The 15,888-nt window shown below is 39.0% G+C and carries 12 protein-coding genes; all 12 read right to left on the bottom strand.

The window, feature by feature from the left end; all coding sequences use genetic code 11:
• Window positions 1–2: 2 nt before the first annotated feature.
• The 12 genes from ACERII_RS08830 to ACERII_RS08775 all read right to left on the bottom strand — a co-directional run bounded on the left by ACERII_RS08830 (window position 3) and on the right by ACERII_RS08775 (window position 15,887).
• Window positions 3–1,754: an ABC transporter ATP-binding protein gene (locus ACERII_RS08830; RefSeq protein ID WP_373641652.1), complete on the bottom strand. Its 1,752-nt coding sequence runs from the start codon at window positions 1,752–1,754 to the stop codon at window positions 3–5.
• A gap of 1,248 nt (window positions 1,755–3,002) precedes the next feature.
• The gene (gene pyrE, locus ACERII_RS08825) at window positions 3,003–3,635 is read right to left on the bottom strand and encodes an orotate phosphoribosyltransferase (protein ID WP_373641651.1); all 633 of its coding nucleotides are present in this window, start codon (window positions 3,633–3,635) and stop codon (window positions 3,003–3,005) included.
• On the bottom strand, window positions 3,632–4,348 hold the full coding sequence (pyrF, locus tag ACERII_RS08820; RefSeq protein WP_373641649.1) for an orotidine-5'-phosphate decarboxylase: 717 nt from the start codon (window positions 4,346–4,348) through the stop codon (window positions 3,632–3,634). The genes pyrE and pyrF overlap by 4 nt, the downstream gene beginning before the upstream one ends.
• On the bottom strand, window positions 4,330–5,256 hold the full coding sequence (locus ACERII_RS08815) for a dihydroorotate dehydrogenase (protein WP_373641647.1): 927 nt from the start codon (window positions 5,254–5,256) through the stop codon (window positions 4,330–4,332). Before ACERII_RS08815 ends, pyrF begins: the two co-directional genes overlap by 19 nt.
• Complete coding sequence (locus ACERII_RS08810) at window positions 5,253–6,029, bottom strand: dihydroorotate dehydrogenase electron transfer subunit (RefSeq protein WP_373641644.1); 777 nt, start codon at window positions 6,027–6,029, stop codon at window positions 5,253–5,255. The genes ACERII_RS08815 and ACERII_RS08810 overlap by 4 nt, the downstream gene beginning before the upstream one ends.
• Window positions 6,026–9,238, bottom strand: a complete 3,213-nt coding sequence (carB, locus tag ACERII_RS08805; RefSeq protein ID WP_373641642.1) for a carbamoyl-phosphate synthase large subunit — start codon at window positions 9,236–9,238, stop codon at window positions 6,026–6,028. The genes ACERII_RS08810 and carB overlap by 4 nt, the downstream gene beginning before the upstream one ends.
• Window positions 9,231–10,325 (bottom strand): carbamoyl phosphate synthase small subunit, encoded by a 1,095-nt coding sequence (locus tag ACERII_RS08800; protein WP_373641640.1) that lies wholly within the window; start codon window positions 10,323–10,325, stop codon window positions 9,231–9,233. Before ACERII_RS08800 ends, carB begins: the two co-directional genes overlap by 8 nt.
• Window positions 10,322–11,617, bottom strand: a complete 1,296-nt coding sequence (locus tag ACERII_RS08795) for a dihydroorotase (RefSeq protein ID WP_373641639.1) — start codon at window positions 11,615–11,617, stop codon at window positions 10,322–10,324. Before ACERII_RS08795 ends, ACERII_RS08800 begins: the two co-directional genes overlap by 4 nt.
• Window positions 11,601–12,506: an aspartate carbamoyltransferase catalytic subunit gene (locus ACERII_RS08790; protein ID WP_373641638.1), complete on the bottom strand. Its 906-nt coding sequence runs from the start codon at window positions 12,504–12,506 to the stop codon at window positions 11,601–11,603. Before ACERII_RS08790 ends, ACERII_RS08795 begins: the two co-directional genes overlap by 17 nt.
• A gap of 197 nt (window positions 12,507–12,703) precedes the next feature.
• Window positions 12,704–14,035 (bottom strand): solute carrier family 23 protein, encoded by a 1,332-nt coding sequence (locus ACERII_RS08785; RefSeq protein WP_373641637.1) that lies wholly within the window; start codon window positions 14,033–14,035, stop codon window positions 12,704–12,706.
• Window positions 14,036–14,154: 119 nt separating this feature from the next.
• Window positions 14,155–14,700 carry a bifunctional pyr operon transcriptional regulator/uracil phosphoribosyltransferase PyrR gene (gene pyrR / locus ACERII_RS08780; RefSeq protein WP_373641636.1) on the bottom strand — a complete coding sequence of 182 codons (546 nt, stop codon included), beginning with the start codon at window positions 14,698–14,700 and terminating at the stop codon, window positions 14,155–14,157.
• 263 nt (window positions 14,701–14,963) lie between these two features.
• Complete coding sequence (locus ACERII_RS08775; protein ID WP_373641635.1) at window positions 14,964–15,887, bottom strand: RluA family pseudouridine synthase; 924 nt, start codon at window positions 15,885–15,887, stop codon at window positions 14,964–14,966.
• Between the last annotated feature and the right edge of the window lies 1 nt (window position 15,888).

The following is a 15,888-nucleotide window of genomic DNA, read 5'->3' as shown; positions in this document are numbered from 1 at the left end:
TCCTATTTTGCTTCCTGTAAAAATGTATTTCTATCTTTGAATTGGATGTCGTAAATGTTTCTGTAATTGCCGCCAAGAGCAACTAATTCATCGTGTGTTCCTCTTTCTACAATATTTCCATTATCAAGTACGATAATTTCATCTGCATGCATTAACGACGAAATACGATGGGCAATAATAAACGTTGTTCGCCCTTTCATCACTTCTTCAAACGCAGCTTGGATCTTAGCTTCTGTTTCCATATCTACCGCACTCGTAGCATCATCTAAAATGAGAATACTAGGATCGATACATATCGCTCTTGCTATTGCAATACGTTGTTTTTGACCCCCAGAAAGTCCCATTCCTCTCTCTCCTAAAACGGTATCATATCCATTAGGAAGCTCCATAATGAAGTCGTGTGCTTGTGCTCTCTTTGCAGCATCAATGATTTGTTCCATCGTTGCTTCAGGCGAGCCATAAGAAATATTATCCTTTATAGAGGAAGAGAACAGGAATGACTCTTGTAAAACAACACCAATATTATGGCGAATCGATTTTAACTTATATTTCTCTAATGGAAATCCATCTATTAAAATCTCCCCACGACTTGGTTCATAAAAACGAGATATTAACTGAGTAATGGATGTTTTCCCCGAACCAGTTGCCCCGATTAATCCGATGGTTTTTCCTGGAGGAGCATCAAACGTAATGTTCTTGAGTGCAAGTTCATCTTCACTATCATAACGATGTGTAACATCTTTGAATTGTACGTGTCCTTCTAAACGCTCTACTTCCCTTGCACCTGGCTCATCAAAAATATCTTCACTTTCGTCTAACACTTGTAATAAACGTTCCCCTGATGCTTTCGATTGAGAAAACATGTTAATAATAAAACCAAGGTTCATAAGTGGTCCAACGATGTACCAGATTAAACTAAAGAACGCACCTAGTACCCCAGGTGTTATGTCACCCTGAATAACGAGAAACCCACCATAGCCAAGTAAAACTACGACACAAATATGACCGATAAGTTCCATCAACGGGAAGAATTTTGCCCAAATTCCAGAAGTATAAATAAACTTATCTTTGTAGTCATTGTTTTTGTCATCGAAACGACCTATTTCATAGTTTTCTTTCGAAAGTGATTTAACTGTATTCATTCCACTAATGTTTTCTTGAACCTTCGTTGTCATGCTTGCAAAAGACTTTCGAATATCCTTAAATGCTGGGTGAACCTTTTTATCAAACCGATATACTGTAACAACTAGAAACGGCATTGCAGCAAGCGTTAACAATGCTAACGAAGGACTGTAATAGAACATAATACCCATACTTAAACCTACAAGCATTACTAAGTTAATTAACTGCGCACATCCGAAAGACAAAAAGAAACGGAATCCCTCTACATCGGCAGTTAACCGTGACATGAGGTCCCCCGTTCTTGCGTTATCGTAATAGCGAAATGGCAAAAATTGCAATTTACGGTATAACGCGTTACGTAGTTCATAAACTGATCGAATTCCAAAAAGATCACCTAAATATTGGTGGAAATAAACTGCCACACCTTTAAGTGCCATTAACACTAAAAATCCGATCGATACGTATGGAACGAGATGAAAGTTTTCTCCTAAAATAATTGTATCCAATGTTATCTGTAAAATTATTGGATACACTACCGTGATACCTGTTACCGCTAGTAAAGTTAAAATAGATACAAGAAAATACCGTTTATACGGCCAGTAAAATTCCTTTAAACGCTTAAATGTATTCAATCGATACACCTCCTATAATTTCAAACGACTGAAATACCTTAAATTCATAAACATAAAAACATTCTGAGAATTGTACACAAAAAAAATTAGGGAATAGTAATAATATATCGGTTTCCGAAATAATTTTCTATGTCGTATAACCCTCTAATTCGTTCATATAAGACTAAAATTTATGAATTCTCTTCAGTTATCCAATTCAATGCTACATTTTCTTACAATATCACTGCTTTATTACATATTGCGTTTTTTTATGTAAGACTTCATATCAACATAACTTCATTTTATACTTATATGAAGGGATATTTTAGATTATTCGACTCACCTCTTTTACTTTTACTTTTTTGGGGGATAAAATTTTTAGAAGATTGAAAGAAGAATGTAGAAAGTAATTATTTATTATAGACTCTTAGATTTGAATGTCAAGAGGAAGAGACTAGAAATATTAATGTCTACCTTGAAAATATGTAATCTCAATTGGTGGTTAACTTATCTAGTATTCCTAATATTGTTGGTTTCTATTCCATTCGCTTCAGTCCACTCCTTTCCGTGGGGAGCTGCCGAGCCACCTTCGCGACTTCGTCTGCTACGGTGTCTCGCCTTTACTCTGCTTCCCACAGGAGTTCGTGGACTTGCGCTCATTCCATATAAAGTGAAGAGTACTAACTATACTCATAACGTATTTTCATCCGCCATGGTGAAAATGTTCACTTGCATGGGTGTCTACCCTCGTAAAATATGTTTTCTTCATTAGTGGGTAACTTATCAAGTTTTTCTTACTTTGTCGGTTATTATTCCATTCGCTTCAACCCACTCGATTTATTGACTGGCTTACACTCTTTGCTTTTTTTGAAAGCTCTTACTATTCCATAGTTATCGGACTCCCGCGACATTCCAACCTATTCTCCTTTCCAATATGTCGCGCGGACGGCTCTCCCGCGACATTTTAACCTATTCTCCTTATCCAAATGTCGCGCGGACGACTCTCCCGCGACATTTTAACCTATTCTCCTTTCCAATATGTCGCGCGGACGGCTCTCCCGCGACATTTTAACCTATTCTCCTTATCAAAATGTCGCGCGGACGACTCTCCCGCGACATTTCAACCTATTCTCCTTTCCAATATGTCGCGCGGACGACTTAACAGCATTATTTCATCTCCAAGCTATCAAAGAAAAAACAAAAGGCTACAGAAATAGAGCATTCCCTGCTCCATATACTGTAACCTTCCAACATTCCTACTTCACATTCTTACTCGTGAACACTACTCCATGCCTTTGGATCTGCACTCCATGTTTTTAATACTGGAACATCACTCTCCGCGATCTTTCCTAACGCTAAAGCCTCTTCTAATAAAACGGAATAGGAAGTTAACGTAGATACAGGTATTCCTACCTCTTCAAACGCAGTTGTTGCCGCTCCTAGCTCATACGTAAAAATAGCACATACTCCAAGTACGTTACCGCCAGATTCACGTACTGCATTTGCTGCTTGAATAGAAGAACCACCAGTAGAAATTAAATCTTCAATAACCACTACCTTCTGATCTTCAGCTAATGCACCTTCAATCATATTTTGCTTTCCGTGGCCTTTTGCTTTGGAACGTATATAAATCATTGGTAATTTAAGACGATCCGCCACCCATGCTGCATGAGGAATTCCCGCAGTTGCTGTTCCTGCAATGACTTCCACATCTGGATATTGTGCTTTAATCATCTCAACAAATTGTTCTGCAATTTCTGACCTTACCTCAGGAAAAGACATTGTTAAACGGTTATCACAATAAATGGGAGATCGTAAGCCTGAGCTCCAAGTAAACGGATCATTCGGTTGTAACGAAACCGCCCCTATCGTTAATAAAGATTTAGCTATATTTCCACTCATCGTCCACGTCTCCATTCTTGTTCATATTGGTCATACGCTAGTACAGGATTATCAGCGCGTGTTATTCCACGTCCCACAACAATCGCATCAGCACCGTACTCAGCCGCTAAAAATGGCGTTACAACCCGCTGCTGGTCATCTGCTGCATCTTCTTTTCTTCGAATGCCAGGAGTTAATGTATAAAACGAAGATCCAATTTCTTCACGAATTCTTTGTACTTCTTGTGCAGAGCACACTACTCCATCAAGGCCAGCTTCCTTCACTAGCCCACATAAGTGAATGACGTGATCATTCAAGCTTGCGGAAATCATAAACTCCTTTTGCATCATTTCTTCCGAAGTACTAGTTAACTGTGTTACTGCGATACAAGTAGGCAACTTTCCACCAGCTGGAGTTCCAGCAACAAGCCCCTCTTTTGCAGCACTCATCATCTGGACGCCACCCATCGCGTGGACATTCACGATATCTACTTCCAAAGAAGCTAACTGCTGCATTGCTCGCTTTACAGTATTAGGAATGTCATGTAGCTTTAAATCTAAAAAGATCGAGTGCCCTTTTGACTTTAAGTCATAAAGAAACGGTACACCTTCCCTGTAAAACAACTCCATTCCTACTTTTACAAATAACTCTCTATTTTCAAATGGAGTTAGAAACGAAAGTACATTTTCCTTTGTTGGAAAATCAAGGGCAACGATTAACGGATGCTTTTGCATAATGAACTCCTCCCTACGATAGAAGATAACGTTTCAATACCTAGCTCATCCATACGTTCTTCTAATTGATCTATTAAATTCGGACATGCAAATGGATCAATGAAGTTTGCTGTTCCAACTGCAACCGCACTCGCACCTGCCATCATAAATTCTAATATATCATCCACTTCATAAATCCCACCCATTCCAATAATCGGAATAGATACCTGTTGGCTCACATCATAAATCATTCGGATCGCAACTGGCTTAATCGCCGCACCTGACAAACCACCCGTACGATTTGCTAATATAGGTAAACCAGTTTTTAAATCAATCCGCATTCCCAACAACGTATTAATCATACTCAATCCATCCGCACCAGCTTCTTCTACCGCTTTTGCAATTTCAACAATGTCCGTAACATTTGGTGACAACTTTACATATACAGGCACATCAGAAACTGATTTCACCTTCTCCGTTAAATGGGCTGCAGTGGCAGCATCCGTACCAAATGTAATTCCACCTTCTTTTACATTCGGACAAGAAATATTTAATTCAAGAGCATTCACATTACGTACCTTAGATATTTCTCTTGCAACCTGAACATAATCCTCAACAGAATACCCTGCAATATTAACTACAATAGGAGTATCGTATTTTTCTAACCAAGGTAATTCATGCTGTAGAACATGCTCAAGCCCAGGGTTCTGAAGGCCAATTGCATTGAGCATTCCCCCTGGGGTTTCTGCAACACGAGGAGTTGCATTCCCTCTGCGCTCCTCTACCGTAACAGCCTTCACACATATAGCACCTAATCGATTCAAATCATACAACTTCCCATATTCTTGACCAAACGCAAAGCAACCTGAAGCAGGCATAACGGGATTTTTCATTTCTAACCCAGGAAGACTCACTGCTATCCGACTCATAAAACCACCTCTCCCGCTAAAAATACAGGGCCATCAGTACAAATTTTCGCATAAGCCTTCCCTGTCTCTGCATCACGTTCCTTCAGATCACAAACACACGCTAAACAAGCACCAACACCACAACCCATTCTCTCTTCCAATGAAATATATCCAGGAGAAGTAGCAACCTGCTCTACAGCACGGAGCATTGGCTTCGGCCCACATGTATAATACAAATCATATCCATCTAACTTTTTTAACGCATCAGTAACAAACCCTTTGATTCCCTGCGATCCATCCTCTGTAGTAATTATGACTTCACCAAGAGAAGCAAATTCTTCTTCTAGAAAAACATCATTTGCTGTCCGGAAACCAAGTATAGTGATAACACGTACACCCATCGCAACTAGCTGCTTTCCTAAATAGTAGAGTGGGGGAATTCCCACTCCACCCCCTACTAATACACATGTGTTTCCTTGGTTTGCCGCTTCAACAGGAAAACCTTGTCCAAGTGGACCTAGAACATTTACTTCTTCCCCCACGATCTTTTCAGATAGAAGCTTTGTACCTTTTCCTTCCACACGGTAAATCATCGTCAACATTTCGTTCTCTAAATCTACATCACAAATACTAATAGGTCTACGTAATGTTGGATCTATCCCCTTCGAAATACGAAGATTCACAAACTGACCTGGATTCTTCATTTCTTTACTTAAAGGACCACGAACTTCAATACGGAATATTTTCGGTGCTATTTCCGTTTGTTTTGTTATGGTCATGTTGTCCATGATCATACTGTTATCCCCTTTTTCCTCGGAGTTTCTTGTCCCATTGGCTCAGCAGAGAATGTAATTAACTCCATAACTCTAAGCAATGCTTCTGCAGTATCCATAGAAGTTAAACAAACAATTCCATGCTCTACCGCTTCTCGTCGAATACGGAAGCCATCACGTGCAACCTGCTTCCCTTTCGTTAATGTGTTAATGATAAACTGTGCTTGGCCTTTTTCAATTACATCTAACATATTTGGTGATTCCCCACCTATTTTGGATACAACTGTAACAGGAATGTTTTCATCTTGGATTGCTTTTGCAGTTCCTTCTGTAGCTAATAAATGATAGCCAATTCGGTGGAATCTACGCGCTAAATTCATCGCTTCTTCTTTGTCTTTATCAGCTATTGTAAATAGAACAGAACCGTGCGTTGAAATCTTCATTCCTGATGCAATAAGACCTTTATATAATGCTTTTTCAAGTGTATAGTCTCTACCCATAACTTCTCCAGTAGATTTCATCTCAGGTCCAAGCGTAATATCTACGCTACGTAATTTCGCAAACGAGAATACTGGAACCTTAACGGAAACAAGCTCAGGCTCTGGAAGGCAGCCTGTCTGGAATCCTTGCGATTGTAAGCTCAGTCCTAAAATCGCCTTCGTTGCAATATTCGCCATATTTACACCTGTAATCTTACTCAAGAAAGGTACAGTACGGCTGGAACGAGGGTTAACCTCTAATACGTATATTTCATTTCGATGAATAACGAACTGAATATTCATTAAGCCTTTAATTTGGAAGCCCGTAGCTAAACGAATCGTATAATCAATCAGCTGCTTCTTTAATGCTTCACTAATGTTTTGTGTTGGGTAAACAGCAATGGAGTCACCAGAGTGAACACCTGCGCGTTCAATATGCTCCATAATCCCAGGGATAACCACTGTCTCTCCGTCAGAAATTGCATCTACTTCAATTTCTTTTCCAGTTAAATATCTATCAATTAATACTGGATGCTTTTCATTCACTTTTACAGCACGATCCATGTATTTTAATAGATCCTGTTCGTTATAAACAATTTCCATCGCCCGTCCACCAAGGACATAAGAAGGTCGAACAAGAACTGGGTAGCCAATTCCATTTGCAATGGCAACTGCCTCAGATACTGATGTAGCTGTTTTTCCTTCTGGTTGAGGAATTTCTAGTTTCATTAACGTTTGCTCAAACTTATCTCTGTTTTCTGCACGGTCCATATTTTCTAACGTTGTACCTAAAATATTTACACCACGTTCTTCTAAATCAGATGCTAAGTTTAACGCTGTTTGACCACCGAACTGAACAATAACTCCCATTGGTTTTTCGTTTTCAATTACGTGCATCACATCTTCAATTGTTAATGGCTCAAAATACAACTTATCGGAAATTTGGAAATCAGTAGATACCGTTTCTGGATTATTATTAATAATAATTGCTTCGTATCCTGCTTCACGAATTGCTTTCACTGTATGAACCGTAGCATAGTCAAACTCAATTCCTTGTCCAATTCGGATTGGACCTGAACCTAACACTAGTACAGACTGTTTCTCTGTAGGTAACGATTCGTTTTCATCTTCATAGGTTCCGTAATAATACGGAGTTTCTGAAGCAAATTCTGCAGCACAAGTATCAACCATTTTATATACAGGTTTAATATTATGCTCTGTACGGAATGCTTCCACCTCACGAATATCTGCTCGTAATAATTGTGCTATTTCTGTATCGGAAAAACCGTATTTCTTTGCTTCACGAATGGTGTCAACATTCCATCCATTCTCTTCTACTACTTTCTCAAGAGCGATAATTTGTTTGATTTCGTAAAGGAAATAACGATCTATTTTTGTCATATTATATAATTCTTCCATATCGTAGCCTAAACGGAACGCTTCTGCTACATAAATAAGACGCTCATCGTCCGCATGAACTAATTTCTGTCTTAGCTCTTCATGTGAGATGTCTAAAGGCTTTGCAAAACGAAGATGGGATAAATCCACTTCTGTAGAACGAATCGCCTTTAGTAATGACTCACCTAATGTTCTACCGATCGCCATTACTTCCCCAGTTGCCTTCATCTGAGTACCAAGTTTTCTGTTAGCAGAATCGAACTTATCAAAAGGCCATCTTGGAATTTTCGTAACAACATAGTCTAATGCTGGCTCAAAGCTTGCGTACGTTGTTTGTGTAACCGGATTTTTACATTCATCTAAACGATAACCTACTGCAATTTTTGCCGAAAGCTTTGCAATTGGGTAGCCAGTTGCTTTCGATGCTAATGCAGATGATCGACTTACACGTGGGTTTACTTCGATTATAAAATAATTTTCGCTGTACGGATCTAAAGCACACTGAACGTTACAGCCACCTTCAATTCCTAGTGCACGGATAATTTTTAACGAAGAGTTTCGTAAAATTTGGTACTCACGATCTGTTAACGTTTGAGATGGAGCTACTACGATAGAGTCACCAGTATGAATACCCACAGGGTCTATGTTTTCCATATTACAAACAACGATTGCTTGATCATTTCCATCTCGCATTACTTCATATTCAATTTCTTTAAATCCAGCAATACTTTTTTCAATTAAGCATTGATTAACTGGGCTTTGATGTAACCCACCAGCTACGATTTCACGAAGCTGTTCTTCATTATATACAAGTCCTCCACCAGTTCCTCCAAGAGTATATGCAGGACGAACGATGATTGGATAACCAATTTCCTTTACGAATGCTAACGCTTGTTCTACCGTTGTTACGATATCACTTGGTGGAACTGGCTCATTTAATTCGTTCATTAATGTACGGAAAAGCTCTCTGTCTTCCGCCTTTTGAATCGCATCAAGATTTGTTCCTAGGAGTTCTACTCCATACTCATCTAAAATACCAGACTTCGATAATTCAACTGCAAGATTTAAGCCTGTTTGTCCACCTAACGTTGCTAAGATCCCGTCTGGCTGCTCTTGACGAATAATACGACTAACAAAATCTACAGTAAGGGGCTCAATATACACACGATCTGCAACAGACTCATCTGTCATAATTGTCGCTGGGTTGGAGTTGATTAATATAACCTCATACCCTTCCTCCATTAAGGCTTGACATGCCTGTGTTCCAGCATAATCAAACTCCGCTGCTTGACCAATAATAATTGGACCAGATCCAATTACGAGTATTTTTTGTATATCTGTACGTTTAGGCATTGTAAATCCCCTTTCTTGTTGCGTGTTCATTCAGCATTTCGCGAAATTCTTTAAATAAACCTTGTGCATCCTCAGGTCCAGGTGATGCTTCTGGGTGATACTGTACGCTAAAGGCTAACTCTTCTTTATGTCGAATCCCTTCAATGGAACCGTCGTTTACATTGATATGGGTGATTTCTAATTCTGTATCGATCAAGCTTATGGGTTCCACTGTATAACCATGGTTTTGTGCAGTAATTGCGATATATCCTGTACGTAAATCCTTAACTGGGTGATTACTGCCTCGGTGACCGAACTTCATTTTCACCGTTTCTGCTCCACACGCTAGTGCTAAAAGCTGGTGACCTAAGCAAATTCCAAAAATCGGTACTTCCCCTATTAACTCTCTGACCGTTTCAATACATTCTGGAACATCCTTTGGATCTCCAGGTCCGTTACTTAATACGATACCATCCGGTTGAAATAAACGGATTTCATCTGCAGTAGTATTATGAGGTACTACCATTACTTCATAACCTTCTGCAACTAAGTTTTTAACAATCCCTTTTTTCACTCCATAATCAATTAAGACAACTCTTTCTTTTGAGCCAGGATTAACAAAACGCGTTTTCGTTGAAACGGTTGCTACTTGGTCTGTTGGGAACGGGATTTCCTTTAAATGTGCAATTACTTCGTCAATGTTTGCATCTGCTGAGCAGATTCTTCCTTTTAACGTACCATTTTCACGAATCATACGTGTTAGTTTTCGCGTGTCGATTCCTTGAATTCCAGGTATATCGAAATGCTTTAACCATTCATCAAGCGTTAAATTAGAACGGAAGTGGCTTGGATATGCCGAAGCCTCTTTTACAATTAAGCCATGGATATTAGGTATGATGCTCTCAAAGTCATCACGGTTGATTCCATAATTGCCGATAAGAGGATAAGTCATCGTAACAATTTGTCCACAGTACGATGGATCAGACATAACTTCTTGATATCCTGTCATCCCCGTATTGAAAACTACTTCGCCATCTCTTTCTCGTTCACTACCGATACCTTTTCCTTCAAAGATTTCACCATTTTCTAATACTAATAACCGCTTCATGACATGACCTCCTCGTTTTTCCATGCTGTTTTCCCTGCTGCTACTGTGTGTACAGGCCAACCGAGTAATTTCTCTCCACCAAATGGTGTGTTTTTCCCTTTTGACGCAAACGATTCTACATCCACTGCTTGTTCTAGCTCTAAATCAATAATTGTAAAATCTGCATCACGACCAACCTCTAATGTTCCATAAGGTAATTGGAATGTTTCAGCAGGCTTATTTGTTAACCATTCAAGTAATTGTTGTAATGTTATCATTTCCGTTTTCACAAACTTTGTGTATAAAAGTGGAAATGCAATCTCAAGACCTACAATTCCAAATGGAGCTTCTTCGATTGGAAGAGCTTTTTCTTGCTTCGTGTGAGGCGCATGATCTGTTGCGATAAAATCAAGTGTTCCATCCAACAAGCCATCAATTAGGGCTTTACGATCTTCTGGTCCACGTAGAGGTGGATTCATTTTGTAATTAGTGTCTACTCCTGGAATATCTTCATCACATAAGATTAGGTGATGTGGAGTTACCTCAGCAGTTACATTGATTCCTGCACGTTTCGCATCACGTATAACACGTACCGATTCCTTCGTACTAACGTGACAAACATGATAATGTGCACCAGCTGTTTCCGCTAATAAGACATCTCTGGCAATATGTACCGATTCCGATGCAGATAGAATACCAGGCACATTATGTTTTTCAGCAAAGCTCCCTGCATGTACCGCTCCACCATATAGAAGACTATTATCTTCACAGTGAGCGACGATTGCTCTGTTAACTTTTGCAGCTGCAACCATAGCTTCGTACATTTTCCCAGCTTCTTGAACACCTACACCATCATCTGTAAAAGCAAAAGCGCCAAGGTTTGCAAGCTCCTTCATATCTGTTAACTCTTTTCCTAATTGGCGCACCGTAATCGAGGCATACGGTAAAACTCGTACATGTCCTCTTTCCTTCATTGCACTAAATATATTTTGAAAGTTCTCTGGAGTGTCTGGAACAGGTCTCGTATTTGGCATTGCGCAGATTGTAGTATAGCCACCTCTAGCAGCAGCCATTGTTCCTGTTTCGATTGTTTCTTTCTTTTCTCCACCAGGCTCTCGTAGGTGAACGTGAGGATCAACAAATCCTGGAGCTACAAGCAATCCTTTCATATCTACTACTTTATCTGCTTGAACTTCCTCGTTGCTTGTAAAAATGTTCTCGATTTTACCTGAATCCGTATTTACTAAAATAGAAATTGTCTCTTTTTCCCCGTTTTCTGTAAGTCTCCAACCATTTTTATATAACACGTTCATATTTTTTTACCTCCATCATGTTTAGTGCAAATGCCAGTACCGCTTTTCTTACTAACACACCATTTCTCATTTGCTTAAAGATTCTAGATCGTGAGCATTCAACTAGCTCACTAGCTAATTCAACATCACGATTTACAGGTGCAGGGTGAAGTATGATTGCATTTTTTTTCATTACTTTCTCTCGTCGTAATGTTAACCCAAATTCTTCATGATATGTTTCTTTCGTCCATCCTTCGCCTGAATCATGTCGTTCTGTTTGAATGCGGAGCATCATCATCACATCTGCGCTCTTTACTGCTTCGTCCATAGAAATAACGTTCCCTAGTGTTATGTCTTCATCCATCCATTCCGCAGGACCAGCAAAGGACACTTTTGCACCTAGTTTACGAAGGATATTCGCATTCGTTCTTGCTACTCTGCTATGGCGAATATCGCCGCAAATTACTACATGAAGCCCTTGGAACACTAGAAACTCTTGTTGAATGGTAAGTAGATCTAATAATGACTGTGTTGGATGGTCTCCAGCGCCATCTCCTGCGTTGATGATTGGGATATTTATATTTTCAAGCTCTTTGTAATAAGCTTTCTGAGGGTGGCGGATAACAACAGCTTCCACTCCGATTGATTCTAAAGTTTTCACTGTGTCATATAATGTTTCACCTTTTTGTACACTAGATGAATCTACATCAAAGTGGAGAGTATGAAGCCCTAATTCTTTTTGTGCCATTTCAAAGCTGCATTTTGTACGAGTACTAGGTTCAAAAAACAAGTTAGCAACAGTCTTTCTGTCAGATGAAGCAAAAAGCTTCTTTTCCATTTTGTTTGCTTCGTACAAAATTTTCTCCAATTGTTCAATCGACAAGTCTTCTAAGGTACGTAAGTGTTTCATGCTACCCGCTCCTTTTCTTTTTAAGTTTTTTGGAGTGTTAGGGTGCAAAAAGAGCACCCCTGAATAATTCATGGGTGCTCATGAGCTCTACCTTAGTACTGATAGAGATGAGGATTCAAGGAGTCATCCTAACTCCCTAAAGAACCTCTCATGTACCACCCTTGTAAGCCTCTCTGGACTTAGTTAAAGGATGAAAATTATTTTTCTTTATCTACTTCTACCTGTATACCCTTAAACATTTCGTCTGATTTTTTTATAATTGTTCGACCTGGTAGAAGTAGGTTTAATAAAACTCCGATAATAGCAGCAAGAGCCATACCCGGTATTTGGACATCCTCATTTACTTGAATAAAAGCTCCTCCAATTCCAATTACTAAAATTACGGAAGAAATAATTAAATTACGTTTCTCACCAAGATTGATTTTGTTATCAATTAACATTCTTAAACCACTGGAAGCAATGATACCGAATAGGAGAATGGAAACTCCCCCCATTACCGCTGTAGGAATTGTTTCAATTAATGCTGACACTTTCCCTACGAAACCAAATATAATTGCAAGTGTTGCTGCACCACCAATTACGAATACACTAAACACTCGTGTTAATGCCACAACTCCGATATTTTCCCCATATGTTGTATTCGGAGGTCCACCTAAGAATGAACTAATGATTGTTGCTACTCCATCCCCAAAGATAGAACGATGTAAACCTGGTTTTTCCACAAAGTTTTTCCCTACCACTTTAGATAATACCATCTGATCACCGATATGTTCTGATAATGTTACTACAGCTACTGGAACCATGATAGCTATGATCGCCCAAGAGAAGTTCGGTGTAAAAGTTACAAAAGGAATATAAAATTCAGGTACTGCAAACCAAGCTGCTTCCCTTACTGTTGAAGTATCTATAATTCCAGCAAATAATGAAATAACATATCCTCCAGCTATCCCTATAAGGATTGGGATTAGACCAAAGAACCCTCGAAAAAATATAGAACCTACAACCGTTATTAATAATGTTATTAGAGCTATTGTGAATAGTTTTCCGTCCCAAATAGGGTTATCACTACCTATTGTCTCAGGTAGGTACATTGCCATTTCTAGCGCAACAGGTGCCAAGCCTAAACCGATCACCATGATTACTGGGCCAACAACGATTGGAGGGAGTAAGTTCATCAACCAACGAACTCCTGCACCTTTTATAAATAGAGCTACGATACCGTACACGATACCAGCTACAAAACTTCCTACTAACATCCCTTCGATTCCACCAATAGAAATTGCCGTTATCATTGGCATAATGAATGCAAAGGAAGAACCGAGATATGCTGGAATCTGACCTCTTGTAATTAATAAGTAAGCAAGTGTACCTAGACCACTTGACACAAGCGCAACTGCTGGGCTAATTCCTACTAGGATTGGTACTAAAATCGTTGCACCAAACATTGCAAATAAATGCTGAATACTTAGCATAATCCATCTATCAAATCTTGGTTTTTCTTGAATTCCGACTGTTTGTTGTTCGTTCATTCCTAGTTCCTCCTATTAAAGTCATCAACATGGTATAGGGCTCTTTCTTCTAGTATGAGTACTACAAATACTTTGTATCCATTTGGTAAAAGTAAAACCCTACTGCAATTCTGTTACATTTAGAAACTGCTTTTTTGCTTGATGATAACTTCATCTTCTTTATCGATTTCTGTTAATTTTGCTACGACTACTTCTGATTTTGATGTTGGAACGTTTTTCCCTACAAAGTCAGGTCTTATCGGTAATTCTCGATGGCCTCTATCAATGAGTACAGCTAATTGTATTTGTGACGGTCTACCTAGATCAATTAATGCATCTAGTGCTGCTCTCACTGTACGTCCTGTGTATAGTACATCATCCACTAAAATCACCGTTTTGTTAGCAATATCTACTTCAATGTCTGTTCCTTTAATTTCTGGCTCTTCATCTTTTGTTTTCATGGAAAGATCATCTCGGTAAAGAGTAATATCTACTTCACCTACTTCGATTTTCTCCCCTTCAATTTGTTCAATTCTTTCTGCTAACCGATTCGCCAAGTAAATTCCTCTTGTTTTAATACCTACAAGAATACAATCTTCAATTCCTTTGTTTCGCTCAATGATTTCATGAGCAATGCGAGTCAGTGCTCTTCTAATTGCTTGTTCATCCAATATTGCCTTTGTCATCGTAAACCCCCTTCTAGGATTAATCGATGGAACCCTTTGAAGTCATAAAAATACCCTCTCGCTTGGCAGCGAGAGGGTACATTGGGCACACTTATCCATACGTGTCCAAATACACATTTTCTCCTCGAAAATGCATGTCCCTTCACAGCCTCACAGGACTGATGTTAAAGGTATTCCGTATTTATTTCTTTGTAATTATGTCACTATTGTCGGACTTTGTCAACGGATTTTCACCTATAAATTTAAGACAGATAATTCTAAATTTAAGTTAAATCCATCTTACGTAGTTGCTCTAGGCAATTTTCCATGTCTTCTGGTAATGGTGCTGTAAATGTCATTATTTCTTTCGTTCTTGGGTGTTCAAAACCCAGTAATTGTGCATGTAATGCTTGCCCCTCAATTGGGAACCTTTTACGTTGTCTTCTTGGTCCATATTTTGGATCTTCGATAATCGGAAATCCTATATATTTCATATGCACTCGAATTTGATGCGTTCTTCCTGTTTCAAGTTCACAAGCAACGAGCGAATGACTTTTAAATCGTTCCATAACTTGAAAATGGGTTACTGCGTCTTTACTATTTTTATCTGTTACCATCATACTTTGTCGGTCATCGGGATTTCTCCCAATAGGAGCATCTACCGTTCCTTTGTCATGACTAATGACACCTGACACGATTGCAACGTATCTACGCTTCGTTTCTTTGTTTTTTAATTGCTCTACGAGAGATTCGTGAGCGATATCATTTTTTGCTACCATTAGTAAGCCTGATGTATCTTTGTCAATTCGGTGGACTATTCCTGGTCGTAACACGCCGTTAATGCCTGATAAATCTTTACAATGAGCCATCAAACCATTTACAAGTGTTCCCGAATAATTTCCTGGTGCTGGGTGAACTACCATTCCTCGAGGTTTATTCACTACTAAGACGTCACTATCTTCATAAATGATATCTAAGTTCATTTCTTCTGCCTCGGCATTTAATGGTATTAGATCAGGTTCAGTAATGGCTATCTTATCGCCAGCTGCAACTTTATAGTTACTTTTGATTGATTCACCATTCACTTCAACATGTCCTTCTTTAATCCATTGCTGAATAAGAGTCCTAGACCATTGAGGGTAGTAATCTGTTATAAATTTGTCAATCCTAATTCCTTTTTCTTCTGCTGTTAATTCATATGTTTGCATA

It is taken from the genome of Evansella sp. AB-rgal1 (genome assembly GCF_041820985.1).
GTDB lineage: Bacteria > Bacillota > Bacilli > Bacillales > Salisediminibacteriaceae > Evansella.
This window is presented reverse-complemented; position numbering and strand designations above follow the sequence as displayed.

What these genes read in the sequence shown, in the direction of transcription:
- pyrE (WP_373641651.1), bottom strand. Translation starts at nt 3,635, where the DNA reads ATGAGTGGAAATATAGCTAAATCTTTATTAACGATAGGGGCGGTTTCG.
- pyrF (WP_373641649.1), bottom strand. Translation starts at nt 4,348, where the DNA reads ATGCAAAAGCATCCGTTAATCGTTGCCCTTGATTTTCCAACAAAGGAA.
- ACERII_RS08815 (WP_373641647.1), bottom strand. Translation starts at nt 5,256, where the DNA reads ATGAGTCGGATAGCAGTGAGTCTTCCTGGGTTAGAAATGAAAAATCCC.
- ACERII_RS08810 (WP_373641644.1), bottom strand. Translation starts at nt 6,029, where the DNA reads ATGATCATGGACAACATGACCATAACAAAACAAACGGAAATAGCACCG.
- carB (WP_373641642.1), bottom strand. Translation starts at nt 9,238, where the DNA reads ATGCCTAAACGTACAGATATACAAAAAATACTCGTAATTGGATCTGGT.
- ACERII_RS08800 (WP_373641640.1), bottom strand. Translation starts at nt 10,325, where the DNA reads ATGAAGCGGTTATTAGTATTAGAAAATGGTGAAATCTTTGAAGGAAAA.
- ACERII_RS08795 (WP_373641639.1), bottom strand. Translation starts at nt 11,617, where the DNA reads ATGAACGTGTTATATAAAAATGGTTGGAGACTTACAGAAAACGGGGAA.
- ACERII_RS08790 (WP_373641638.1), bottom strand. Translation starts at nt 12,506, where the DNA reads ATGAAACACTTACGTACCTTAGAAGACTTGTCGATTGAACAATTGGAG.
- ACERII_RS08785 (WP_373641637.1), bottom strand. Translation starts at nt 14,035, where the DNA reads ATGAACGAACAACAAACAGTCGGAATTCAAGAAAAACCAAGATTTGAT.
- pyrR (WP_373641636.1), bottom strand. Translation starts at nt 14,700, where the DNA reads ATGACAAAGGCAATATTGGATGAACAAGCAATTAGAAGAGCACTGACT.
- ACERII_RS08775 (WP_373641635.1), bottom strand. Translation starts at nt 15,887, where the DNA reads ATGCAAACATATGAATTAACAGCAGAAGAAAAAGGAATTAGGATTGAC.